This window comes from Carboxylicivirga agarovorans (assembly GCF_050589845.1).
Classification (GTDB): Bacteria; Bacteroidota; Bacteroidia; order Bacteroidales; family Marinilabiliaceae; genus Carboxylicivirga; species Carboxylicivirga agarovorans.
This window is the reverse complement of record NZ_JBNGPA010000006.1, coordinates 156,264-181,935: the sequence shown is the minus strand read 5'-3', so window position 1 is coordinate 181,935 and position 25,672 is coordinate 156,264. Positions and strand designations below refer to the sequence as shown.

Annotated in this window: 20 protein-coding genes; 5 read left to right on the top strand and 15 right to left on the bottom strand. The window is 39.8% G+C overall.

Annotated features, from left to right (window positions below; all coding sequences use genetic code 11):
• Positions 1–44 precede the first annotated feature (44 nt).
• Positions 45–2,327: an NADP-dependent malic enzyme gene (locus ACRD69_RS09105; RefSeq protein WP_430814762.1), complete on the bottom strand. Its 2,283-nt coding sequence runs from the start codon at positions 2,325–2,327 to the stop codon at positions 45–47.
• 156 nt (positions 2,328–2,483) lie between these two features.
• The gene (locus tag ACRD69_RS09100; protein WP_430814761.1) at positions 2,484–3,665 is read right to left on the bottom strand and encodes a DcaP family trimeric outer membrane transporter; all 1,182 of its coding nucleotides are present in this window, start codon (positions 3,663–3,665) and stop codon (positions 2,484–2,486) included.
• A gap of 362 nt (positions 3,666–4,027) precedes the next feature.
• Here ACRD69_RS09100 and panB point away from each other — a divergent pair, with 362 nt between their 5' ends.
• The 3 genes from panB to ACRD69_RS09085 all read left to right on the top strand — a co-directional run bounded on the left by panB (position 4,028) and on the right by ACRD69_RS09085 (position 7,308).
• Entirely contained in the window at positions 4,028–4,846 is an 819-nt protein-coding gene (gene panB / locus ACRD69_RS09095) for a 3-methyl-2-oxobutanoate hydroxymethyltransferase (protein ID WP_430814760.1), read from the top strand.
• A gap of 98 nt (positions 4,847–4,944) precedes the next feature.
• Complete coding sequence (locus ACRD69_RS09090) at positions 4,945–5,634, top strand: RluA family pseudouridine synthase (RefSeq protein ID WP_430814759.1); 690 nt, start codon at positions 4,945–4,947, stop codon at positions 5,632–5,634.
• Between the two features lie 15 nt (positions 5,635–5,649).
• Complete coding sequence (locus ACRD69_RS09085; RefSeq protein ID WP_430814758.1) at positions 5,650–7,308, top strand: hypothetical protein; 1,659 nt, start codon at positions 5,650–5,652, stop codon at positions 7,306–7,308.
• Positions 7,309–7,333: 25 nt separating this feature from the next.
• On the opposite strand, the gene cdd is transcribed toward ACRD69_RS09085, so the two are convergent.
• The 5 genes from cdd to thrS all read right to left on the bottom strand — a co-directional run bounded on the left by cdd (position 7,334) and on the right by thrS (position 11,154).
• Positions 7,334–7,825: a cytidine deaminase gene (cdd, locus tag ACRD69_RS09080; protein WP_430814757.1), complete on the bottom strand. Its 492-nt coding sequence runs from the start codon at positions 7,823–7,825 to the stop codon at positions 7,334–7,336.
• Positions 7,826–7,933: 108 nt separating this feature from the next.
• Complete coding sequence (gene rplT, locus ACRD69_RS09075; protein ID WP_200464278.1) at positions 7,934–8,284, bottom strand: 50S ribosomal protein L20; 351 nt, start codon at positions 8,282–8,284, stop codon at positions 7,934–7,936.
• Between the two features lie 101 nt (positions 8,285–8,385).
• Positions 8,386–8,574, bottom strand: a complete 189-nt coding sequence (rpmI, locus tag ACRD69_RS09070) for a 50S ribosomal protein L35 (protein ID WP_430814756.1) — start codon at positions 8,572–8,574, stop codon at positions 8,386–8,388.
• A gap of 40 nt (positions 8,575–8,614) precedes the next feature.
• Positions 8,615–9,121, bottom strand: coding sequence for a translation initiation factor IF-3 (gene infC / locus ACRD69_RS09065; protein WP_430814845.1), 507 nt, complete (start codon positions 9,119–9,121; stop codon positions 8,615–8,617).
• A gap of 86 nt (positions 9,122–9,207) precedes the next feature.
• On the bottom strand, positions 9,208–11,154 hold the full coding sequence (thrS, locus tag ACRD69_RS09060; RefSeq protein WP_430814755.1) for a threonine--tRNA ligase: 1,947 nt from the start codon (positions 11,152–11,154) through the stop codon (positions 9,208–9,210).
• 195 nt (positions 11,155–11,349) lie between these two features.
• Between thrS and ACRD69_RS09055 the strand changes: the two genes are divergently transcribed.
• Positions 11,350–13,542 carry a S9 family peptidase gene (locus ACRD69_RS09055; protein WP_430814754.1) on the top strand — a complete coding sequence of 731 codons (2,193 nt, stop codon included), beginning with the start codon at positions 11,350–11,352 and terminating at the stop codon, positions 13,540–13,542.
• Positions 13,543–13,663: 121 nt separating this feature from the next.
• On the opposite strand, the gene uvrA is transcribed toward ACRD69_RS09055, so the two are convergent.
• The 4 genes from uvrA to ACRD69_RS09035 form a co-directional block, all read right to left on the bottom strand.
• The gene (uvrA, locus tag ACRD69_RS09050; RefSeq protein WP_430814753.1) at positions 13,664–16,522 is read right to left on the bottom strand and encodes an excinuclease ABC subunit UvrA; all 2,859 of its coding nucleotides are present in this window, start codon (positions 16,520–16,522) and stop codon (positions 13,664–13,666) included.
• A gap of 94 nt (positions 16,523–16,616) precedes the next feature.
• A complete protein-coding gene (locus ACRD69_RS09045; RefSeq protein WP_430814752.1) occupies positions 16,617–17,597 on the bottom strand; it encodes a lytic transglycosylase domain-containing protein in 981 nt (326 codons plus the stop codon).
• A 197-nt stretch (positions 17,598–17,794) separates the two neighbouring features.
• Positions 17,795–19,564 carry a peptidoglycan DD-metalloendopeptidase family protein gene (locus ACRD69_RS09040; protein WP_430814751.1) on the bottom strand — a complete coding sequence of 590 codons (1,770 nt, stop codon included), beginning with the start codon at positions 19,562–19,564 and terminating at the stop codon, positions 17,795–17,797.
• Positions 19,564–19,938, bottom strand: coding sequence for a BlaI/MecI/CopY family transcriptional regulator (locus ACRD69_RS09035; RefSeq protein WP_430814750.1), 375 nt, complete (start codon positions 19,936–19,938; stop codon positions 19,564–19,566). Before ACRD69_RS09035 ends, ACRD69_RS09040 begins: the two co-directional genes overlap by 1 nt.
• A 195-nt stretch (positions 19,939–20,133) precedes the next feature.
• Here ACRD69_RS09035 and ACRD69_RS09030 point away from each other — a divergent pair, with 195 nt between their 5' ends.
• Positions 20,134–22,767, top strand: a complete 2,634-nt coding sequence (locus ACRD69_RS09030) for a PocR ligand-binding domain-containing protein (protein ID WP_430814749.1) — start codon at positions 20,134–20,136, stop codon at positions 22,765–22,767.
• 55 nt (positions 22,768–22,822) lie between these two features.
• Here the strand turns inward: ACRD69_RS09030 and ACRD69_RS09025 are convergent, their stop codons facing one another.
• From ACRD69_RS09025 to ACRD69_RS09010, 4 genes are read right to left on the bottom strand one after another with little or no spacing between them, the layout of a single operon-like run.
• Complete coding sequence (locus ACRD69_RS09025) at positions 22,823–23,398, bottom strand: electron transport complex protein RnfA (RefSeq protein ID WP_430814748.1); 576 nt, start codon at positions 23,396–23,398, stop codon at positions 22,823–22,825.
• A gap of 3 nt (positions 23,399–23,401) precedes the next feature.
• A complete protein-coding gene (locus ACRD69_RS09020) occupies positions 23,402–23,989 on the bottom strand; it encodes an RnfABCDGE type electron transport complex subunit E (protein WP_430814747.1) in 588 nt (195 codons plus the stop codon).
• A complete protein-coding gene (locus ACRD69_RS09015) occupies positions 23,986–24,618 on the bottom strand; it encodes an RnfABCDGE type electron transport complex subunit G (RefSeq protein ID WP_430814746.1) in 633 nt (210 codons plus the stop codon). Before ACRD69_RS09015 ends, ACRD69_RS09020 begins: the two co-directional genes overlap by 4 nt.
• An 18-nt stretch (positions 24,619–24,636) precedes the next feature.
• On the bottom strand, positions 24,637–25,647 hold the full coding sequence (locus ACRD69_RS09010) for an RnfABCDGE type electron transport complex subunit D (RefSeq protein ID WP_430814745.1): 1,011 nt from the start codon (positions 25,645–25,647) through the stop codon (positions 24,637–24,639).
• Positions 25,648–25,672 lie beyond the last annotated feature (25 nt).

Below are 25,672 nucleotides of genomic sequence, written 5' to 3'. Positions count from 1 at the left end.
AAACAGGAAAGCCACTCACTGAGTGGCTTTCCTGTTTAAATATGCTACAGTTCAATAATCTGATCCTTTTTCGTTTGGGCATCGACTACTGCGATAGCTGCCATATCAACAATCTCTCGTACTGAACTTTGTTGTTGTAATACGTGAATCGGTTTTCTGATACCAAGTAGGATAGGGCCAATTATCTCAACTTGTCCAAGTTCATGCATCATCTTGTATGCAATATTACCAGAACTTAAACTTGGGAAGATAATAGTATTAACATCCCTGGTACCTAGCTTAGAGAATGGAAAACGTTTGGCTCTTAATTCAGAATTGAAAGCGTAATTGGCCTGCATTTCACCATCGACAAGTAGCTCAGGGTAGTTTTCATGTAAATGCTTAACCGCATTGCGCACCCTTTTAGGACTACCTTCACGGGTAGAACCAAAATTAGAGTAGGATACCATGGCCACAACCGGATCAATGTTGAATTTCTTGATCTCATTGACCGTTAAGAGTGTTGTGTCTGCCAGTGTTCTGTACGATGGCTCATAGTTAACCGTTGTGTCTGCAAAAAAGTAAGGACCTTTTTTAGTCATCACAATGTACATTCCTGCTATGTGGTTCAAGGTGTTGTTTGTGCCCGAGATCTGAATGGCCGGACGTATGGTGTCGGCATATTTATTGGAGAATCCACCAATAAAACCATCGGCTTCGCCAGTTTCTACCATCATCACTCCAAAGTAGTTACGGTCAAGCATCTGGTATAGAGCCTCTTCTTTGTTCAGCCCTTTACGCTGACGCTTTTCATATAGTAGTTGAGCAAATTCTGCACGTTTAGCGGCTTCCTCTTTTGACTTATTATCAATTATTGGCAGGTCGAGAACATTAAGGTTGTTTTCATAGGCAATTTCCTCTATTTTTTGCTTATCCCCCAATAGAATTGGTTCAGCGATATTTTGTGAGCGCACCACTTCAATGGCTTTCAGTACCTTAAAATTATCTGCATCGGAGAATACAATTCGTTTTTTATCAGCCTTCGCTCGTGTTCTGATGTCGCGTACCAGTTTATTGTATATACCCATGCGTTTCATCAGGTCGATTTTGTACTGATCCCAATCAACAATATCCAGCCTGGCAACGCCTGTGTCCATTGCCGCCTTTGCAACAGCAGGAGCGACCTCGGTTATAAGACGTGGATCAAGGGGTTTTGGTATGATATACTCTTTTCCAAATATTAGGTTCTGGCTTTTGTAAGCTGCATTCACCTGGTCGGGTACGTCCTTTTTTGCCAGTTCAGCCAGGGCGTATACAGCCGCCTTTTTCATTTCTTCATTAATGGCTTTGGCTCTCACGTCCAGGGCACCTCTGAAAATAAATGGAAAGCCCAGTACATTATTGACCTGGTTAGGGTAATCGGATCGACCGGTAGCTACGATCACATCAGGGCGGGCTGCAATGGCATCTTCGTAACTGATTTCAGGAATGGGATTGGCTAAGGCAAATACAATTGGGTTATCAGCCATTGTTTGCACCATTTCCTTGCTTAATATGTTACCTTTTGACAGTCCAAGGAACATATCGGCACCTTTTATTACTTCTTCGAGCTTTGTTAGTTGGCTGTTTTGGGCAAAGTCAATTTTGTACTTGTTCAGATCGGTACGTTGTGTCGTCATCAGACCTTTACTGTCCAGCATCCAGACATTTTCACGCTTAACCCCAAGACTGATATATAAACGGGAACACATAATGGCAGATGCGCCGGCACCGTTCACAACCACTTTGATATTTTCGATCTTTTTACCGCTTACTTCAATAGCGTTAAGCAGTCCGGCGGCTGAAATAATTGCCGTTCCGTGCTGGTCGTCATGAAAAACAGGGATGTCAAGCATTTCCTGCAGGCGTGTCTCAATTTCAAAGCATTCAGGAGCCTTAATGTCTTCAAGGTTAATTCCGCCAAAAGTAGGAGCAATGGCCTTAACAACCTTAATCATCTCATCAACCCCCTTTTCATCTACTTCGATATCAAATACATCAACATCGGCAAATACTTTAAAAAGTAGACCTTTTCCTTCCATAACCGGTTTACCGGCTGTAGCACCTATGTCGCCAAGGCCCAGGACAGCCGTTCCGTTTGATATGACACCCACAAGATTTCCCTTAGCTGTATAGCGGTAGGCATCATCTTTGTTTTGCTCAATTTCTTTGCATGGCTCAGCGACTCCGGGAGAGTATGCTAGTGATAGATCAAGTTGGGAACTGTAAGGTTTAGTTGGAATGACTTCAATTTTGCCTGGTCTGCCATTTTCATGGTATTGCAAGGCATCTTGTTTTGTGGTGGACATGTGATTTTTATTTTTATTGATAGCAAATGTTGAAATTTTTCCTTCAATAGATATTGATAAAACCCATGTTTAGACCTAAGTTTTGGCATAAACGATGCGCAAACAGAAATGTAGTTAAAAGCACGTTTAAAATCCAGTTAATATTAACTTATATTGTTAAAAGTTAAACAATAACATGGATTGGATTCTGGTTGCATGACCTGATTCACCATAAAAATCATTGACCTTACCATAAAGGCATTCGATTCCAATCGTTATTTTGTCATCCAAAAGCCAGAAAAGGTTGCCTGAGGTATAATGGCCTCTGAACTCGTCATGTGGAAGAACGTCAACTTCCGTTATCATGTGCGTGTATCCGTATACAAGTGTTGATTTTAAACTTTTACCAAACATTATCTCGTATGCGGCATACCCACCGAAAACCGGTATGTTGGAGAGCTTTCCCCTGGATGAAGTGACAGCATCGTAACCACCACCCATAAATGAAACAAAGTAGCTTGCTATGCCTTTACCTCCGGCTGCTTGTAATATAAGTTTATCATTTTGTCTGACTTTTAAATGTCCTGACAATGAAAGTCCATAGCCTGTATTGGAGAGTGTTTTGTTGTTTTTCAGGTAGTTTAATTGTCGAAGAACAAAAGCCAGTTGGACATGTCCCCATTCACCTGTATTGTTCCAGTGTGCAGTAATATCAGGAAAGCCCTGGAAAGTTTCCGTTATGGTTGAGTCAAGTGATTCAATGGGAGTTATTTCGGCTTGTGGAGATTCAACAGCAAAAGCTATTCTGTTGTTCTCTGATAATTGCTTGGTGTACCTGGCTTGGGCTGAGCGCACCCAGATGCCTGTTGGCGGACCATCGAAATCAATAACGTCGGGCCATGCAGTTTCGTCGCAGAATAAAGACCATGCCTGACCAATTCTGAAGTTCTGAATGTCCAGGTAGAAGAAACGCATTCTGAAATTCAGGTTGCCCATGCCGAAGAAGTCGCCTTCGAAATACGATGTGATTCGACCAAGCTTTTTAGAATCGTAAGCAATGTTCATGTTAAGTCGCGACTGTTTGACACCCAGGCTGTAGCGCGGCGAAGTATTTTGATTATCACCGGTTGGAATTGAAAGAATATTAAACGACTCACTGTCCTGAAGTGCGTTGAAGTCGTATATGCCATTAGCCTTTAGCTGCCCTCCAAGCTTAATTTGCACTTTCGATGTAACCAGGGTATCTGTAAATACCTCTTTGGCCGGGCGGGCTAATGAACCCTGGGCTAATAAATGCTTTTGATTGATCGAAATTAGTGCTAATACGAAGGTAACAAATAAGATGCTGCTCTTTTTCATAAGTGTGGGTTGGTTAAAACAGTTTAAAATTAAACAATAGTTTTAAAGTTTATGATTGGAAGAGCATGATATATGTAATGAATCGGAAGAAATAGCTGAATGGGTTATAATAATGTCGTTATGCTCATAACAAATTATTAACTTTGCAGGCTGTGATAAGCAAATTATTAGCTATCACCCAATAGATAACTATAAAATATAATTATACCACTATTATTATGAACTGAATGCTGAATTGCCTATTGTGGTCAGAACCTGTACCAGGGTAATTATTCCGGGGCAAGTAAAAAGTTTAAAGGTATCAATTCAGTTCATTGTTAATATGGGTATTTCTCCTTAGGAGTAATAAAACAAGCTACATTATGTCAGTTGCTCAGGAAAGACGAAAAAAAGTGACGACTCACGTATTGAGTGAGATGAAGATGCGAAATGAAAAAATAGCCATGCTTACGGCTTATGATTATTCATTGGCTAAAATTGTTGATAGTGCAGGTGTAGATGTGATATTGGTAGGTGATTCGGCCTCTAATGTTATGGCGGGCTGGGAAACCACATTGCCAATTACACTTGATCAGATGATTTACCATGGAGCATCAGTAGTACGTGCAGTGCAGCGCTCACTTGTAGTTGTGGATATGCCTTTCGGAACCTATCAGGGTAATTCGAAGGAAGCATTGACGTCAGCCATTCGTATTATGAAAGAGACAGCTGCTGATGCGGTAAAGCTGGAAGGAGGAAAGGAAATTCTTGAGTCTGTTGAACGCATATTATGTGCCGGAATTCCAGTTATGGGGCACCTGGGTTTAACACCGCAATCAATACATAAGTTTGGTACATACACAGTAAGAGCCAAGCAGGAAGAGGAGGCACGGAAGCTGATCGAAGATGCGCACTTGTTGGAAGAAGCTGGTTGCTTTGGTATCGTGTTGGAAAAAATTCCTGCGTCTTTGGCCGGGCAGGTAGCAAAGGAAGTGAAGATTCCTATTATTGGTATTGGAGCCGGTAACCAGGTAGACGGGCAGGTATTGGTTTTGCACGATATGCTTGGAATTAATCAGGAGTTCTCACCTCGTTTTTTACGCCGTTACCACAACTTGTTTGCAGAGATAAGTGGTGCTGTTGGTAACTACATAGAAGATGTTAAGAGTGTTGATTTCCCTAATGAACGTGAACAATACTAGGGAATAGTACGACAGGACGTCGAAAATAAAGATTGAAAAGAATAAATATAAGGTAGCAAGTTGCCGGTTAATCGCGGCGACAGCCAGAGATGAGTTAGATGAAGAAACTAGATATACTATACGAAGATAACCATATTATTGCGGTTAATAAGTCGTCATCAGACATTGTGCAGGGTGATAAAACAGGGGATGAAACCTTGAGTGACAGGGTTAAGACTTATATTAAAAAGAAGTACGATAAGCCTGGTGATGTGTTTTTAGGCGTTGTTCACCGATTGGACAGACCAGTGAGTGGAGTGGTGTTGTTTGCTCGTACCAGTAAGGCTTTGAGTCGTTTGAATAAAATGTTCCAGGAGAAAACGATCAAGAAAACCTATTGGGCATTGGTGGCTGAGTTACCTGATGAAGATACTGGTAGGTTGAAGCATTATATCCTTAAAAACTCCGAGAAGAATAAGTCTTATGCCTTTCCTAAGCCGCGAAATGGTGCCAAAGAAGCGATTTTGAATTATCGCCTGGTTTCAGGATTGAAGAATTACTATATGCTGGAGGTTGACCTTGAGACTGGACGTCATCACCAGATCCGTTGTCAACTGGCGAAAATAGGTTGTCCTATCCGTGGTGATCTGAAGTATGGCTTTCCACGTTCCAATAAGGACGGAAGTATCTCTTTACATGCCCGTAAAATTGAATTTATCCATCCTGTTAAAAAAGAAACCATTACCATAACTGCCTCCACTCCGGATACAGAAAACCTGTGGAAAGAGTTTCGTAATGTGAATGGGTAAATATTTAAATTATCTATGAGCAGTAAGCTTTATAAGGATAATAAAGATTGGTTGGTACAAATAGTTGGTTTTAAGTCGGGTTGGCTTATTGTTTCTTTTGTAGCTATTCTGTGGTTTGGAAGTTTTATGGCCATTAAAGGGTTGTCTGATTTTCCTTTAAACGATGATTGGGTACATGCGATTAGTGTGAAACATTTAATTGATACAGGTGAATTTACCTTGATTGATTATTGTGGCTCTACAATTATTACGCAAGTCTTATGGGGAGTTATATTTTGTAGCGCTGGATTTTCCTTTTCTGCGCTTAGGTTGTCTGTTGTTGTTTTAGGATTTATTGGCTTATGGACAATAAAAGAAATTGGTGAAAAATTACACCTTTCTGTTAAATATACAGGAGTTATAGTTCTGACTCTATTTTCAAATCCGTTATATTACACATTATCAGGAACATTTATGACGGATATCCCTTTTCTTGTGGTATCGCTCCTTGTTGTCTTCTTCTTTATTAAAGCCGTTAAGAATGAAAGTGTTTGGAATTTCATATTTGTGTGCATATTTTCAATATTAGCAACTCTAATCAGACAAATAGGGCTTTTACTGCCATTAGTTTTACTGGCAGCATTTTGTGTGAGAAAACCGTTTAACTTAAAACTGTTAATTTATTCAATAGCCAGTGTAGTTGTTGTTTTTCTGCTATTAGAAGTGTATTTATTTTACCTTAAAACAAATGATATACTTCCTTCATATTTTAGTGGAAGTGAAGTAATAATTAACAATCTTTTGTCAGGGCAAATAATAAAAAATCTGATTAAGGTCTTTGTTTATTTTTCTTTATATGTAGGTTTGTTCTCGCTGCCAGTGTGTTTGATGTATATCAGGAAAGAGCTATTCAGAAAGCATCGGATATTTGTATTAATGTCAGTTATCTGTTCCTCTGTACTTATTTTCTTGATTTATAGTGGTATAATAACTTTCCCCCTCGGTAATGTTGTTAATGATATTTATATTGGTCCATTGACGTTTTTAGATACTTTTTGGCAAGGAGAGAATTTACCGGCTAAAATGCATTGGTTAGGAGTAGGTTTTGTTCTGTTCTTAACACAATTTGGCTTTATTATGTACGTGCTTTTATTGTGGGACAAAATAAAAAGTGTGAGACTTAATGAAGTACTTATTGTAGAAAGAATTCAAATAGGTTTATGTGTTTTTGGAGTGATTTATATAGCCTTTCTTGCGTTAGCAAACACTTTGTTTGAAAGGTATTTTTTGCCTTCTATTGTTGTTGGTTTTTTCGTTATTATCCCCAAAAATCGTCTTGAATTACAGGGTAATTTCAGGTTGCTAATCTCATTGTCGCTTATCTTATTATCTGGATCCTTTTCATTGTTAGGCCATAAGACTTATTTAGAAGTTAATGAGGCACGGTGGAAAGCTGCCAATAGTCTTATCGATAAAGGGGTGAGTGCCGAAAATATTGATGGAGGATATGAATTTAATGGTTGGTGTAATTATAATGATCAGCTTTCTGAAGAAGTAAAGTGGTGGGTTAAAGATGTTGAATATGCAATTACGTGTGGGGAATTATCTGGTGCAGATGTAATCAATGAAATTCCTTACTATGATTGGATAAATCAGGAAGAGAAAACAATAAAGATTCTCCATCTAAAAGAGTAGTACAAGTTACTCCACTGGTTAAAGATTAATTCTTCTTTAACAATCCTTCTCCAATAAAAGATAGAGGCAGCAAATCTTTGCTGCTTTTTATTTTTTGTATCGATGACTGCCCAACCAGCAATATGTCATAAGCTTTCTTAAACCGCAGCTCAGTCTCCAGTAGTACCTGTCGGCAGGCGCCACAAGGAGCGACCGGATTTTCAAGAATCCCGTTTTTATTGATAGCTATGATTGCCATTGAAACAACAGGAGTGTCAGGGTATTGAGCGTTAGCGTAAAAAATGGCTGTTCGTTCTGCGCATAAGCCTGATGGGTAAGCTGCATTTTCCTGGTTACTGCCGGTAATTATCTTTCCATTTTCGAGCAGAACAGCTGCTCCGACATTAAATTCAGAATAAGGAGCATAGGCTTTCCTACATGCTTCTTCGGCATGCTTAACAAGTTCTTGCTCCTGTCGACTAAGTTCTTCTTTCGATTCAAAAATCTCTATGCTTGTTGTTAGGTTGATCTGCTTCATAATGACATAAAAATGGGCACACAAGATAGTAATTTAACTGGAATCCTAAGGTTCAGGCAATAAAAAAGGAGACCAAATGGTCTCCTTCAATATTTTGGCTTAATACAATTAAGCGTTAGTTGCTTTCTTAACAATAGCTTTGAAAGCTTCCGGGTGGTTCATTGCAAGGTCAGCAAGAACTTTACGGTTGATTTCAATGTTTTGAGCGTGTAACATACCCATTAATTTGCTGTATGATACACCTTCAAGGCGAGCAGCTGCGTTAATACGCTGAATCCATAATGCGCGGAATGTGCTCTTTTTCTTCTTTCTGTCGCGGTATGCGTAAGAAAGACCTTTTTCGTATGCGTTTTTAGCAACAGTCCATACGTTTTTTCTACGTCCAAAGTAACCTTTGGTTTGCTTTAAAAGCTTTCTGCGTCGTTCTCTTGACGCTACATGATTTACTGATCTTGGCATTTTAAAATCATTTTCGAATGGTTAGCGCCCCCTTTGGGAATCTTCTTAGCTAATTCACTCTGGTTAAAAAAAATCGTTTCTTCTTCTCGTTGAAATCTGAATTACTTCATGTTCAATAATAGCTTGATGTTTGTTTCATCAGCTTTGTGAACAGTGCCAGCATAGGTCAAATTTCTCTTCTGCTTTTTAGTCTTCTTAGTTAAGATGTGACTTTTGAAAGCATGCTTCCTCTTGATTTTTCCGCTTCCGGTAATCGTAAAACGCTTTTTAGCACCGGAATTTGTCTTCATTTTTGGCATTATTCCTATATATTTAGTTATAAAAAATAAGCTATTTTTTCTTAGCGCTTACCTTCGGGGAAATGAACATGGTCATTCGTTTTCCTTCTAATTTAGGCAATTGCTCAACTTTGCCAATTTCCTCCAGATCCTGAGCGAAACGTAACAAAAGAATCTCACCTTTATCTTTAAACAGGATTGATCGTCCTTTAAAGAATACATAGGCTTTAACCTTTGCTCCTTCGCCAAGGAACTTCTCAGCGTGTTTTAATTTAAACTGATAATCATGATCATCAGTGTTTGGGCCGAAACGAATTTCCTTAACAACAACTTTAACAGCTTTGGCTTTCAGCTCTTTTTGTTTGCGTTTTTGTTGATAAAGGAACTTTTGATAATCCGTTATCTTACACACAGGAGGATCTGCATTTGGAGAAATTTCTACCAAATCCAAGTCCATCTCGTCAGCAATCTTAATGGCTTCCATTGTAGGGTACACACCTGGGTTTTCGATGTTATCTCCAACCAATCGTACCTGAGGTACCCTGATATTTCTGTTAATTCTGTGAGCAGGCTCCTGTTTTACCGGACGTACCTGCCTTCTGTTTGGTCTAGCTATTGTTAAACCCTCCTTTGATTAATTAATACTTATTGTTCGATCTCAGAAAGCATTTTCTCTACTTCCTGATTGATAAAATCAACAAAATCTTGTTGAGTCATTGCGCCTTTATCACCTTCTCCCTGCTTGCGAACGGCAATTTTGCCCTCTGCTGCTTCCTTTTCTCCTACAATCAGAAGGTATGGAATTCGCTTTAACTCATTGTCCCTGATCTTTTTACCGATTTTCTCATTACGGTCATCTAGAACGGCACGAATATCGGAATTATTTAGGAAATTTAAAACTTTTTCTGCGTAATCATTATATTTTTCGCTGATAGGCAAAATAACCACTTGCTCAGGTGTTAACCACAATGGAAATTTACCGGCTGTGTGTTCAATCAAAACCGCTACGAAACGTTCCATACTACCAAATGGTGCACGGTGAATCATAACTGGTCGGTGTTTCTGATTATCACTTCCGATATATTCCAACTCGAAACGCTCAGGTAAGTTATAATCTACCTGAATGGTTCCCAACTGCCATTTGCGACCAAGGGCATCTTTCACCATAAAGTCAAGCTTTGGTCCGTAGAAAGCAGCCTCACCATATTCAACGATGGTGTTCATGCCTTTTTCTTCACAGGCCTCAATGATAGCTTGCTCCGCTTTGTTCCAGTTATCCTCAGTACCAATGTATTTTGAATGGTCGTTTTGATCACGTAAAGATACCTGAGTAATGTAGTCTTTAAAATCAAGCGCTTTAAAGATGTATAAGATAATGTCAATTACCTTCTTAAATTCATCCTTTAACTGATCAGGACGACAGAATAAGTGAGCGTCATCCTGGGTAAAACCTCTTACCCTTGTCAATCCATGCAGCTCACCACTTTGTTCGTAACGGTAAACAGTACCAAACTCTGCAAAACGGATTGGAAGATCCTTGTATGAACGTGGTTTGGTTTTGTAAATCTCACAGTGGTGAGGGCAGTTCATAGGTTTTAATAAGAACTCTTCACCTTCAGCCGGTGTGTTTATAGGCTGGAATGAGTCTTTACCATATTTTGCATAGTGACCAGATGTCACATATAATTCTTTGTTTCCAATGTGAGGCGTAATTACCGGCTCATAACCATATCTAACCTGTACGCGCTTTAAGAAGTTCTCAAGACGCTCACGTAACTTGGCTCCCTTTGGTAACCATAAAGGTAAACCCTGACCAACTTTTTGAGAGAAAGCGAATAGTTCTAACTCTTTACCTATTTTACGGTGATCACGTTTTTGAGCCTCTTCAAGCATTACCAAATATTCCTCAAGCATTTTAGCTTTAGGGAAAGAGATGGCATAGATACGAGTTAACTGCTTGCGTGTTTCATCACCACGCCAGTATGCACCAGCTACGCTCAATAGCTTTATGGCTTTTATTGGTGCTGTTGATGGCAAGTGAGGTCCGCGACACAAATCGGTGAAGTTGCCTTGTTCATAAAATGAAATAGTACCGTCTTCCAGTTCGTTGATCAACTCTAACTTGTACTCATCATTCTTGTTGGTGAAGTATTCCAATGCCTCAGCTTTTGATACTTCACTTCTTACATAGGCGTTTTTCTGACTGGCCAGATCTTTAAATTTCTTTTCGATCTTAGGTAAGTCAGAATCTTTAATAATGGTGTCACCTGTATCTATATCATAGTAAAAGCCGTTTTCAATGGTTGGGCCAATACCAAATTTTGTTCCTGGATAAAGTGCTTCAATGGCTTCAGCCATCAAGTGAGCTGATGAATGCCAAAAAGCATGCTTCCCTTCCTCATCTTCCCACTTATGTAATTTGATGCTGGCATCGGTGGTAATAGGGCGCGTTAAATCCGTTAGGGTGTCATTCACCGTAATTGATAAAACTTCTTTAGCCAATCGTGGGCTAATACTTTGCGCAATTTCTAAACCAGTTACGCCTGCTTCAAACTCTCTGACACTTTGGTCTGGAAAGGTAATTTTTATCATGCTCCTATTGCTTAGATTTTAAAAAACACGCAAAGATATACAAAAGCCATGAAAGCATTGGTGAGATGAGGCTTTTTTTCATGATAATTAAGGCTAATTTAAAAATGCTGTCAAATACCCTTGTTTTATCGGCACTGATTTTGTTAGTTTTGGATTTGAGATAAATAGGACAGTTTAAAAATAAATTATTTACAAATGAGGCATTTAAGTATTTTACTGGCATTGATTTTAATGTCAGGAACTGTGTTTGCTCAAAAGCAAACCGTTTCACTTGAAGATATAACTGCTAAAGGTACCTTTTACGCCCGTTCTGTGCGAGGTGTACGTTCCATGGCAGATGGTATTCATTATACAACGCTTGAGGATGGGAAGCGCATTGTTAAATACCAGTATTCAACCGGTAAGAAAGTGGCTGACGTATTTGACCTGGAAAAAGAAATGAAAGGCGAATACGATATAAAGCGTATTGAAGGATATGAGTTTAACGGCAATGAAACCAAAATACTGATCTATACCAATGCCGAATATATTTATCGTCACTCGTTCAAGGCAGATTATTACGTATATGATATTCAGTATAATGAGCTGAATGCCTTGTCAAAGGATGGAAAGCAGCAAATCGCTTCTTTTTCACCAAATGGCGAGATGGTAGCTTTTGTGCGGAACAATGACTTGCACCTGGCGAAACTTAAGTTTGGAACAGAGAGTGCCATCACAAGTGATGGGGAATATAATTCAATAATCAACGGTATGCCTGACTGGGTATATGAAGAAGAGTTCGGTTATAATAAGGCTTATGACTGGTCGGCCGACAGTAAGGAAATTGCTTTTGTTCGTTTTGATGAGTCAAAGGTAAAAGAATTTGCTTTTCCAATCTATCAGGCATCTTTCCCCAATAATGAAGAGTACAGCCTGTATCCGGGTCAGTACAAATTTAAGTACCCTAAGGCTGGTCAGGATAATTCTATTGTAAGTGTCCATGTTTATAATATTAAGAACCGCACTACGAAAACAATGGACATTGGCCAGGAAAAAGATATTTATATTCCTCGCGTTCGTTTTACAAAAGAAGAGGGTAAACTTGGTATTATTAAGCTGAATCGTCATCAGAACTTTTTGGAGTTGATGATCGCCAATACTAATTCAGGTGTTTGTAATACGGTATTTACCGATAGAAATGAGCGATATATTGAGCAGGATGTATTGGATAATCTGCAGTTTTTGGATGATGGAAAGCATTTTGTTTACGTGGGTGAGATGGATGGCTACAATCACATTTACCTGTACACGATGGCAGGTCGACAGGTGCGCCAGATAACCAAAGGTGAATGGGATGTTACCGATTACCTGGGTTATAATTCCAAAACACGTATGTTTTATTACCAGGCTGCAGCTAAATCGCCAATGCAACGTGAAGTATATGCAGTTCGTAACGATGGAAAGAAAAGCATAGCATTTTCAACGGTAGATGGAACCAACAAGGCGGTATTTAGCAATGGATTTAAATATTACATCAATTATTTATCAAATACGACAACTCCTACGCAGGTTACTTTGCACGATAGCAAAGGCAAACAGATCCGTGTTCTGGAAGATAATAAGGCTCTGAAAGAGCGAGTGGCTAAATTTGAAATAAGCCCTAAAGAATTCTTTTCTTTTAAAACAAGCGAAGGTGTTGATCTGAATGGCTGGATGGTAAAACCATTGAACTTTGATGCTTCTAAGAAGTATCCGGTATTAATGGTACAATATAGCGGACCAAACTCTCAGCAGGTGCTTGATAACTGGCGTATTGGCTGGGAGCAGTATCTGGCAGCTGAAGGTTATATGGTAGCTTGTGTTGACCCGCGCGGAACAGGTGCAAGAGGTGAAGAATTTCGTAAGTGTACCTATCGCAAACTGGGTAAGTTTGAGTCGGATGATCAGATCGAGGCGGCTAAATACCTTGGTGGGTTAGATTACGTTGATGCAGAGCGTATCGGTATCTGGGGCTGGAGTTATGGTGGTTTTATGTCATCCTTATGTTTGAGTAAGTCAGATGTGTTTAAGGTTGGTATTGCAGTAGCTCCTGTAACTAACTGGCGCTATTACGACTCTGTTTATACTGAGCGATACATGCGTAAGCCACAGGAGAATGCCAGTGGTTATGACGACAACAGCCCAATTAATCATGTTGATAACTTAAGTGGTCGTTTATTCCTGATTCATGGAACAGCAGATGATAACGTTCACTTTCAGAATGTAATGGAATATGTTGACCGCTTAGTGCAGGCAGGTAAGCAATTTGATATGTTTGCTTATCCAAATCGCAACCATAGTATTTATGGTGGTAATGTGCGTAATCACCTTTATCGCATGAAAGCAGATTATATCTTTAGAAATTTATAGCAAGCGGAATAGCTTATGTATAAAAACAGATCGCATCTTGTATGGCTTAATGTCATACGGGATGCGATCTTTTTTATTCTTTATAAAGGAAGAAATCCGGTCTTTAGAAATACTTCGTCAATTACTTTTTAAGTTCTTCTTTCAGGTACCTGGCTGTGTAGCTCTTCTTTTTACGAGCTACCTGTTCAGGTGTTCCCGCAGCCATTAATTCACCACCAAAGCGTCCGCCGTCAGGACCAATATCAATGATGTGGTCTGCTACTTTAATGACATCCAGATTGTGCTCTATCACCAGTACAGTATTGCCTTTTGCCACCAGGCGATGTAATACGTCCAGCAGCACGCGTATGTCTTCAAAATGAAGACCGGTCGTTGGCTCATCAAGTATGTAGATGGTTTTACCAGTATCCCGTTTGGCCAATTCGGCAGCCAGTTTAACACGCTGACTTTCTCCCCCTGAAAGGGTCGTTGAAGGCTGTCCCAGTGTTATATATCCTAAGCCAACATCCTGCAGCGTTTTCAATATTTTAGATAGCTTAGGGATGTGCTGGAAGAACTCTACTGACTGATTGATAGTCATATCCAGAACATCGCTGATGGATTTGCCCTTATAGCGAACCTCACAGGTTTCACGATTATAGCGTCGCCCGCCACAATCGGGGCATTCTACCATCACATCCGGTAAAAAGTTCATCTCTATCACCTGAACGCCACCGCCTTTACAGGTTTCACAACGGCCACCCGCGACATTAAAAGAGAAGCGCCCTGGTTTGTAGGCACGGATCTTTGATTCAGGCAGTTCGGCAAACAGCTTTCTTATTTCGTCGAATATTTTGGTGTATGTAGCCGGATTGGAGCGTGGTGTTCTACCCAGGGGTTTCTGGTCAACATCCACTACTTTATCAATGTGCTCAATACCTTCTACTTTGTTGTAAGGAAGAGGGTCTTTTACTGCATTGTAAAAATGCTGGTTTAAAATAGGGTAGAGCGTTTCATTGATCAGGGTCGACTTACCACTGCCTGAAACGCCTGTCACGCAGATGAGTTTGCCCAGTGGAATTTCCACATTGACACCTTTCAGGTTATGACCGGTAGCGCCTTTGATGGTAATGGACTTGCCATTGCCTTCCCTGCGTTTCTTTGGTGTTTCGATCTTTTTCTTACCTGTCAGGTAATCTGCCGTTAATGAGTTGCTCTGTAATATTTGTAAAGGTGTGCCATGTGCCACAACCTCTCCACCGTGTCGCCCGGCATGGGGCCCCATATCCACCACATAATCAGCAGCCATCATCATATCATGATCGTGTTCAACCACCAATACGCTGTTGCCTGTATCACGCAATTGACAAAGTGAATCAATTAGGCGGTGGTTATCCCGCTGGTGTAAGCCAATACTTGGCTCATCAAGGATGTACAGAACATTAACCAGTTGAGATCCAATTTGTGTTGCCAGTCTGATTCGCTGGCTTTCCCCACCCGACAGTGTCATTGCGCTGCGATTAAGTGATAAGTACTCAAGACCGACATTAATCAGGAAACCTAAACGATTGCGTATCTCTTTCAGTACCTCGTAGCCAATGGTTTTTTGTTTGGCTGTCATGCGATCTTCCAGTCCCTGAAACCATTCATGCAGCAGGCCAAGATCCATTTCTGCCAATTCGGCAATGTTTTTATGGTCGATCTTAAAATGAAGGGCTTCCTTATTTAATCGTTGCCCCTCGCATTCGGTACATGTATTGTTTTTGATAAACTGGTTGGCCCATTTACGGGCTTTCATTGATGTATCGTTATCCTGTTGTTCGAGTATGTACTTGATAACACCTTCAAAACTCAGGTAATAATTGGAGGAAGAACCAAGAGGTGTGTTTTTCAAGGTCAGGGGTTCGCTCGAACCATGCAGGATCGTATCCATCGCTTCCTCGGGGATATTCTTTATGGCCGTGTTCAAAGTGAAACCATACTTTTCCCCAATGGCTTCAATTTGCCAGAATATCAGGTTGTTTTTGTATTTACCCAGAGGAGCGATCCCTCCTTTTTTAATGGTCGAATTAGCATCGGGAACAATCTTGTCAAAATCGACTTCATCAACGGTGCCAAGCCCTTTACATTTGGGACAGGCTCCCTGTGGCGAGTTAAACGAGAAGGAGTGAGGTGCAGGTTCATTATAGGAGATGCCTGATGTCGGGCACATTAACTGTCGGCTATAGAAACGTTGCTCATTGGTGTCTTTATCAATCAGCATCATAATGCCTTTGCCATGTTGCATGGCCAGTTTGATGCTTTCCTTCAGGCGCATGGTGTCTTTTTGTGAAACAGCAATACGGTCAACCACCATTTCAATGAAGTGGGTTTTATAGCGATCCACTTTCATGCCGTGAACCACTTCCTGGATTTCACCATCTATCCTGACATGGATAAAGCCCTTTTTTCTGATTTGTTCAAACAGCTCTTTATAATGGCCTTTACGTCCTTTTACAAGAGGAGCAGCTATGTAAACTTTACGACCTTTAAACTGCTCAAGAATTAAGTCCAATATTTGTTCATCGGTGTATTTCACCATTTGCTCCCCTGTTTTGTAAGAGAAGGCTTCACCTGCACGTGCATAAAACAAACGGAGGAAGTCGTAGATTTCTGTGATGGTACCCACTGTTGAACGTGGATTTTTACCGGTGGTTTTCTGCTCAATGGAAATTACCGGGCTTAAGCCTGTTATTTTATCAACATCCGGACGTTCCATATTTCCCAAAAACTGACGGGCATAAGCCGAGAAAGTTTCAATATAGCGACGCTGTCCTTCTGCGTAGATAGTGTCAAACGCCAGGGAGGATTTGCCACTTCCACTTAAGCCTGTTACAACAACAAGTTTATTACGCGGAATGCTAACATCTATATTCTGAAGGTTATGAACGCGAGCCCCAAATACATCAATTTGCTCGGTTTCATCTATTTGCTCAACGGCCTTTTTGCTTGTTTCTTTCACTTTCATCAACTTAAGAACACGCAAAGATAGTCATAAGTTCGAATGCAAAGAAGCCGAATTTGATCACATCGGAAAGCTCTTATTTAAAGATTCATCACTTAACAGCAGAAGTATCTTTTACTGCTTCTTTCGGCTTGTTAATAAGACTCTCGGAATCCTTTGGCAGCTTTATAGAATAGCTTTTCTTTCCGGAATTGGTAAGGTAAGCCTCGCGCAACCACGGATTTAGGTTTTTTAACTCTTTGTAGGTCGTACCGTATTGAATGGCAAAGTCAGCGAAGTTTTTAACGCCTGTTTTTACCTCAATTTCAGTTGTTTTGATTGTAGGGTATAAATCGGCGCTCTTGACATGGAAGCCATATTGTTCGGCATTATTCAATATTTCCTTAATGGCTAAGATACGATAAACATAGCGTCCGGTTTCTTCGCCCAAAAGCAAGTCGTAATAGCTTTTTGTTTTCTGACGATCCAATTGGCGGTTAATACCTGAACGACCTGCGTTATAGGCAGCGGCAGCCAATGTCCAGCTTCCATAATGATCATGCATTTTTTTCAGATACTTACAGGCCGCTTTAGTAGATTTCTCTATGTGGTAACGCTCGTCAACTTCTTTGTTGACTTCCAAACCATACTCACGAGCAGTGGCACGCATAAACTGCCAAAGACCAACAGCGCCGGCAGGAGATTTGGCACGGGGCATAAAGCTACTTTCGATTAAAGAGAGGTACTTGAAGTCATCAGGAATGCCCTGTTCTTTTAAGATAGGCTCAATAATCGGAAAATAACGGTTAGCCCGTTTTATAAATAGTATCGTTTGAGATTGCCAGTAAGTATTTACGAGTAGTTCACGATCGAAGCTTTCTTTAACATCGTAGCGCTCAACAGGCACTTTTTCACCTGCGAAGTTAACAGAGGTGGGAATGTCAAGCGAAGAAATGGCATAGCTAATATCCTTTGTTTGGTTTTCGGTCCTGACTGTCGGTTCCGACGAGTGGATAAATAATTGTGAAACTAAAACAATTGCTATAACTGCAGCTGATACTGATAATAATTTTGTGAAAAAACTCGCTTTCATAACCTCTCTATCTCTCAAAAATTTCAATGGACACCAAAAATAATTTTTCGGTTAAACAAACCAAAAAGCGTGCCGCATTAGTTATTAACACTCTGAATTTTTCTTAATGTGTGGTAGGTATAAAGTAGTACGCCGGCAAGTGAAAAATGTTTGCAGATTAAGCAAAAAAAAGAGAGCCAATATGACTCTCTTTGTTGTTATTTTTCGATTACTGATTCAGGATCAATGAATTGACCATCCTTTTTTATTTCCAGATGGAGGTGAGGACCTGTGGACATACCACTACTGCCTAACAGGCCAATAACATCGCCTGCCTTTACTTTCTGGCCTTCTTTTACCTTGTATTCATTCAATTGCGAATACAATGACGAGTAGCCGTTTTTATGATCGATAATTATGAATCGTCCATAACCCTTTCCTTCAATAAAATCATTGTTCACCTTACGAATCACACCATCGCCAATGGCTAGAACATTCGTATTTAAAGGTGCCACATAGTCTACTCCATTGTGTTTCTTCATCTCTTTGGTAATCGGGTGCTTGCGCATGCCATAACCTGAAGATATTTTGGTTAGTTCTTCCTTTTTGATGGGAGATTTGAAAACGTTGCTTTCGACTACCCTGTTTTTGCTCTCCAGTTCAATCCCTAATAGTGCTTGAGGGTTTGTTTTTGTTCCATCTTTATGAATCTCAAAATGTAAATGTGGAGCAGTTGAAGCACCAGAGTTTCCTACATAGCCAATTATATCACCTTGTTTTACTTCTTGTCCTTCTTTAACATTGAAATTGTTTAGATGGGCGTAAAGCGTTTTTTGGTTGTTACTATGCGAGAGCTCAATTCGTTTACCATATCCTTTTTTATCAGATCTAACAAGAGTTACAGTTCCCGATTGGCTTGCAATTACAGGCGTGTTAAGAGGGGCGGTAATATCAATTCCTTCATGAAATTTCCTAACCATTAATATCGGATGTATGCTGTAGCCCCAACCTGTTGATATATTGCCATTCTGTATTGGTAAAACGAAAGTGTTTACAGACATGTTGTCAATTTCACCGACTAGTTCATGTTCAACACTATTTGACTGGAGTTTTCTAAAGTTAATTGCAGATGTTGTTAAAATCGCTATTCCAATTAATAATGGGATGATTAATCGAAATTTAATTACCGGATGTGATTTATAATTTGCCATTTTTATTCGTTTTTTGATGAGTTTGTAACTAAAAGGGCTCATCAGAGGCGAATAATTGTGGGCAGATGATTGCTGTAAAACAAGGTTAAAGTACTCTTTAACAGACGTTTTTTCTGTAGCATCGGCATCTGCCTGGTATTCATGAACCTCTTCTAAAGCCTTTCGGTATAAATAAATAAACGGATTCATCCAGAAGAATATGAGCATGGTTTCAATAAACAGCCGGTCGAGCGAATGCCTGTGTTTGGTATGGCTCAGCTCGTGGGCTACAATGCTCTTTCCCTTTGGAGAATTCCAAACAAAAGGGGAAATGAAGATATAACGAAAGAAAGAAAAGGCTTGTGACTGGTTAAACAGAACCAGTGTAAATTTGGCTTGAGTTATTTTTTCATTGGCATGAATAGTTTTATAAAGTTGGAATAGATTCTTAAGAAATCTGAACAGGAATACTGCAGATATAATTGCAAGAGGTAATATCCACCATTGATAGTGGTTATCCGTTGAACTATATGCTTCCTCTTGTCTGAAAGGAATTTCGTCAACGAAATTAAACTGATTAACGACCGTGTTGATCGTGTTTATAACTTCAGGTTCAACAGTGTTAGTGTTGAGATTAATCTTTATAAAAGGGAAAAGATAAGCAAATAAAACGCTGAACAGCAGATAAAACCGATTGATCGCAAAGAATGATTCTCTACGTAGTAAAAATCTGTATAGCAAATAGAATACACCAGAAACAAGGGTGCTTTTAAGTAAGTAAATAGCTAATGCTTCCATTATTTCTGCTTTTCGGAAATCTGTTTATCAATTAACGCTTTTAACTCTTCCAGTTCAGATACGGTGAGCTCGCTTTCCTTGGTAAAGAAAGAGGCGAATTGCTGCTGTGAGTTATTGAAAAAGTTTTGCACAAGATTCTTCATGTACTTTTTAGAGTAATCGGATTTTTTAATGAGCGGATAGTATTCATTGACTTTACCATATGTGTTAAAGCCAATCGCTTTTTTCCTGACTAAAACCCGAACTACGGTTGAAACAGTCGTGTAAGCGGGACGTGGCTCAGGATATTGTTCAACAATATCTTTTAAAAATCCTTTATCAATGGTCCACAGGTATTGCATCACCTGTTCTTCTGCTTTCGTTAATTCTATCATTTTCCCAAAATGTTTGATACAAATATATAACTATAAAAATAGTCATCAAATTATTTCGCTAGTTTTATGACTATAAAAATAGTAATAGATTGTAAGATGCAGAAAAACAATGGTTAAGGTGGGTGTTTTGTGTTGTATTAGTGGCGGGTTTGTTAATGGTCAATATATTTAATACTTTAAAGGCTACTTTTACTGATGTATATGACCAGCCAATCGCACGATATAAAACTAATTGTCAACGCAGCGATAGAACCGACTGTGGTTTTTGATAAATCAGAGTATGAAACTACTTTGGTAAATGATAAAGCATGTGAGTTTTTTAACCTGGAAAAAGGAAAGTGCTACTCATTGCGTCATTTTTGCAGCCGTGCCGATCAGTTTAATCAAAGTGCAGCAACAGAGATATTTGAAGCTTTGGAATATGATGAGCCAAAGTTGGTTGACTGGCCTGTACGCTTAGGAAAGGTAAGATGGTTATCGGCTTATGTGCAATTGGTTAAAAGTGGTGAGAATGACTATATTATTGCGGTATTTCGCGATAATACACTGCCCAAGGAAAGCCTGTTGAAGCTTGATAACATGATCGCTTATCGCGAGATGCTGGATCAGTTATTGGCATATAATACCAATGTTAATGTAGATGAGATACCACAGATAATTGATCAGTCATTAAATATGGTTGGTAATTATTTCTTATGTGACAGAAGCTATGTTTTTGAATACAGTGAGGATTTAAAGTTTAAGAGCAATATCAATGAGTGGTGTGCAGCAGGTATTGATCCTTATATCGATGAATTACAAAACATTCCAATAAACTCTTTTCCATACCTCAAGAAAAAGCTTCTCAAGATGGAGCTGGTTTGTGTTGATGATATAAATGATTTGCCTGATGAAGCCATTGAAGAGCGGGAAGAATTTGCCAAGGAGGGCATTCAGTCCATTCTGATGATCCCATTCAGCGAAGGGGAAAAGCCTATTGGTTTTGTTGGTCTTGATCATGTTCACATGCAAAAGCAATGGTCAAAGAGTGAAGTGTCCAATCTTAAGTTATTGGCGCGAACCTTTGCAAATTTGTTGGTTCGGGTAAGGAATGAGCGACAGATTGTGGACAATAAAAACATGTATCAAACACTCTTTGAGTCTGTTAGTGAGGGTATATTGGTTTTTAATAATGGCATTTGTATTGATGCCAATGCTAAGGCTATGGAAGAGTTACATGGTCCCTTAAAACAAATTGCCGGCAAAAGCCTTGTGGAGTTGTCAGCGACATACCAACCTGATGAAAAGTCGCCCGCTTATGCCAATGTTTATATAACTGAAGCTGAAAAAGGAAATCCTCAGAATGTTGAGTGGCGATTGCGCCGTATTAATGGTGATGAATTTGACGCAGAGCTGGGAATAAATAGTTTTCAACAGGTTGGAAATAAGCTTGTAATCATTGTTTTCAGAGATGTAAGTGAGCAGAAGCGCAAGGTCAGCAACCTGATGGATAATGAGCGAATATTACGAAAAGAGATTGACAATATTGTGCATCCGCTAGTTGATGCTAAGCAAATAACCCTCCTTGATGTTTTTGAGTTGGATCAATTACAAAAAATGCAGGACGCCTTTTCATTTGCCACGGGAATTTCTTCTCTTATTACTAATGTTAATGGAGATCCTATAACAAAAATGTCTTTTTCCAATAGCATTTGCGAAAAAGTGCGGTCAACTGAAAAGGGGCAGCGAATGTGTGTTAAAAGTGCACGGGAATTAGGAGAGCGGGCTAAAAAAGTTCAAGGGCCTGTCTCAAGCCCCTGTCAATCATGTGGTTTTATTGATGCAGCTTCGCCTATTATTGTTGATGGTAATCATATTGGCAACTGGTTGATCGGACAGGTGAGACCCAATAATTTGGATCCTGAGCATTTACTTAAATATACACGGAGTCTGGGATTGGATGATAGCAGTATTATCACTGACTTTGAGAAGATGGTAAAGGTTGCTCCCAATAATTTTGAAAAGATACTGAACCTGCTTAATGTTCTCACCATCGAATTGTCAGCCATGGGGTATAAAAACCTGAAGCTGGCTAAAGCTGTCAGTGAACACCTTCATTTGGAGAAGGAGTTACGACAATCGAAGCAGGACGCGGAGGAAAGTGATCGATTGAAGTCAGCTTTCCTGGCAAATCTATCGCACGAAATTCGCACGCCGATGAATGGTATTGTTGGTTTCTCTGAGCTCTTGCAGTTTGATGGTTTAACACCTGATGACAGAAGGGAGTATGTGAGGCTCATTCACCAAAGCTCAAGTCAGCTACTCAATATTATTAATGATATCATTGATATTTCAAAGATTGAATCCGGCCAGATTGATGTGCGTGCCGGTTATTTTGATATGGTGCGTTTGGGTTTGGACCTGCAGGCTTTTTTCTACGATCTGGCAAACGATAAAGGCATTGAATTGGTATTTGAGCAGGGTGACCATACTGAGTTTGAGATATACTCTGATGAGGTTAAATTGCGCCAGGTATTGACTAACTTAATATCCAATGCCATTAAGTTTACCACAAAAGGGCAGGTGATTTTTGGTTATGAGATACTTAAGTCTTCTGAAATTGAGCTGTTCGTTCAGGATTCAGGTATTGGTATTGATACCAATGATGTGGATTTTATATTTGACCGCTTCTGGCAGGCCAAAGATACTGACGTTAAAAAGGGGGGGACTGGTTTAGGCCTGGCCATAACAAAGGCCTATGTTGAATTGCTTGGCGGGCATATAAATGTAGAATCGCAACGCGATGTTGGTACCCGCTTTAGTTTTATTATACCCAAGCTGCTGAAATAAAAAAGAGAAGCTCAATGAGAACTTCTCTTTCATATATCAATTCTATAATTGTTTCTTAAACAATACCGGCAAAGCCCATAAATGCTAATGCTAACAAACCTGCCACTACCAAGGCAATTGGTGTGCCTTTCATTCCTTTAGGAATATCCATCAGATCAAGCTGCTCACGAATTCCGGCAAAAGTAATTAAGGCTAAGCCGAATCCAATAGCATGAGATATAGCAAATACTACCGACTTAACAATATTAGTGTCTTCAAGACCAAGAGCCAGAATTGCCACACCCAGTATAGCACAGTTAGTGGTAATCAGAGGTAGAAATACACCTAAGGCCTGGTATAATGGAGGACTTACTTTTTTAAGAATAATCTCTACCAATTGCACCAATGAAGCAATTACCAGAATAAAGGTTATTGTTTGCAGGTATTCAACCCCAAAAGGTTCAAGTACTGCTTTTTGGATAAAGAATGTTACAATGGTTGCAATTACCATAACAAAGGTAACAGCACCTGTCATACCAATACCGGTAGAAATCTTTTTAGAAACACCTAAGAAAGGGCATATTCCTAAAAACTGGCTTAATACAATGTTGTTAACAAAGATGGCCGATATTACAATTAATACATATTCCATGGTTTAAGCCTCCTTTTTAACATGGTTAATAAATGCGATCAGGTATCCCAGTGCAATAAAAGCACCTGGTGCTAAAACAAATACCAACATACCATAATGTTCAGGGAAGATAGCTGCTCCAAACATTTTACCGCTACCCAGTATCTCACGGATAGCACCTAGAATTGTAAGGGCCATTGCAAAACCAAGTCCCATTCCCAATCCATCGATGATAGATGAGATAAGATTGTTTTTTGAAGCAAATGCTTCAGCGCGCCCCAGTACTAAACAGTTTACTACAATCAGTGGAATAAATAATCCCAATGACTCAAATAATGCCGGTACATATGCCTGCATGGTCATTTCTACGATCGTTACAAAAGTTGCGATCACCACAATAAATGAAGGGATACGTACTTTATCCGGAATAAAGTTTTTGATAAGAGCAACCACCAGGTTTGACATAACCAATACAAACGTTGTTGCCAATCCCATACCCAAACCGTTAAAGGCTGAAGATGTTACTCCAAGCGTAGGACACATACCCAAAAGAAGGGTAAATACAGCATTCTCCTTGAAAAATCCTTTGGTAAAATTATTTAACTGATTCATTCTGCACCTCCTTCCTCAGACGAGGTATTTACAGCAACCGGCTGGCTGCCTTGGTTTTCAGTATATGTTTCGTAAGCGATGCGCACCGCATCTAAAAATGCACGTGAACTAATGGTAGCTGCTGTAATAGCATCTACTTCACCACCGTCTTTGCTGACAGTCAGGTTGTTGTTTTTGGGGTGTTTACCCAAAATGCTTTGATTGCCTTTGTCGGATTTAAACCAATCGGCCATCTTGGTACCTAAACCTGGTGTTTCTTTATGTTCCAGCACCTGGTAATTAATGATACTACCGTCAGGCTTTAGGCCAACCATTATTTTAATATTGCCACTAAACCCCTTATTGGTTTGTGATTCGATAGCAACACCAATTAGCTCACCGCCTTTTTTAGCCGGGAAAAGTTTAATTACAAAACCCTCTTTCGATGTCAGTTCATACATTTCTTCACCCGGGTTGTTGTCAAACCCAGGTACTACTTCTTTAATTGCAGCTTGCTGCTTGGCAGCTTTTGCAGCTGCAATAGGTCCTTTAGTGAGCTCATACATAGCGCCCAGTGAAGCCCCTGCTATACATGTGATTACCAGCAGGGTTAAAACCATATTTTTAAGCGTCGATTCTGTTTTTGCCATGATCTTATTTTTCCTGCATTAAGCTTTAGCTGGTTTCACAACTTCGCCAAAACGCTTAGGTTTCACATATTTATCAATTAGAGGTACAAATCCGTTCATAATCAGGATAGCGAATGAAACACCTTCCGGATAGGCACCGAAAACACGTATTACAACGGTTATAACTCCAATACCAATACCGTATATGATCATTCCCTTGTTAGCCATAGGAGAACTAACATAGTCGGTTGCCATAAAAATAGCACCTAACATAACACCTCCCGTTAACAGGTGAAACAAAGGACCTGCATAGGCATCAGGATTCACTAAGTGTAATATTCCGGTGAATACCGCGATTGAACCAAGTACTGCTACAGGAATGTGCCATGTGATGATCTTTCTGATCAGCATAAACAGCAATCCTACCAATAAGGCTACTGCGGCAATTTCCCCTGCTGAACCTCCAGAGAAACCAAAGAACATCTCAGTAATGGATGGCATATCTGCATGGTTCATTAAGCTACTTACGCTTTCGCCATTGGCCAATCCCTCTTTCATAATTGACAGAGGTGTTGCACCAGTTTCAGCATCAAGATAGTGCGCTTGAGAAACCACAGGTTTTGGCCACAAGGTCATCTGCACAGGGAATGAGATAAGTAAAAAGACACGTCCAACCAAGGCTGGGTTAAACGGGTTGTTCCCCAATCCACCAAATGACATCTTACCTATTCCAATGGCCACTAAACTACCAATGATAATGATCCATATTGGAAGGTTGGTAGGCATGTTAAAAGCTAGAAGTAATCCGGTTAAAGCCGCTGAACCATCCATAACGGTTGACTCGGTTTTTAACAGGAACTTTTGAATAGCCCACTCAAAAAATACGCATGACACAACCGCTGTTAAGGTTACTATTACAGCGCCCAGGCCGAAATAGTACAAAGAGGCTGCCAGTGCCGGAAGAAGGGCTATAATCACCCCATACATGTTCTTTTTCACAGAGTCGCCACTGTGCACATGCGGGGATGGTGATACGGTTAACCTATTCATTTTATATTGTATTATAATATTCTTA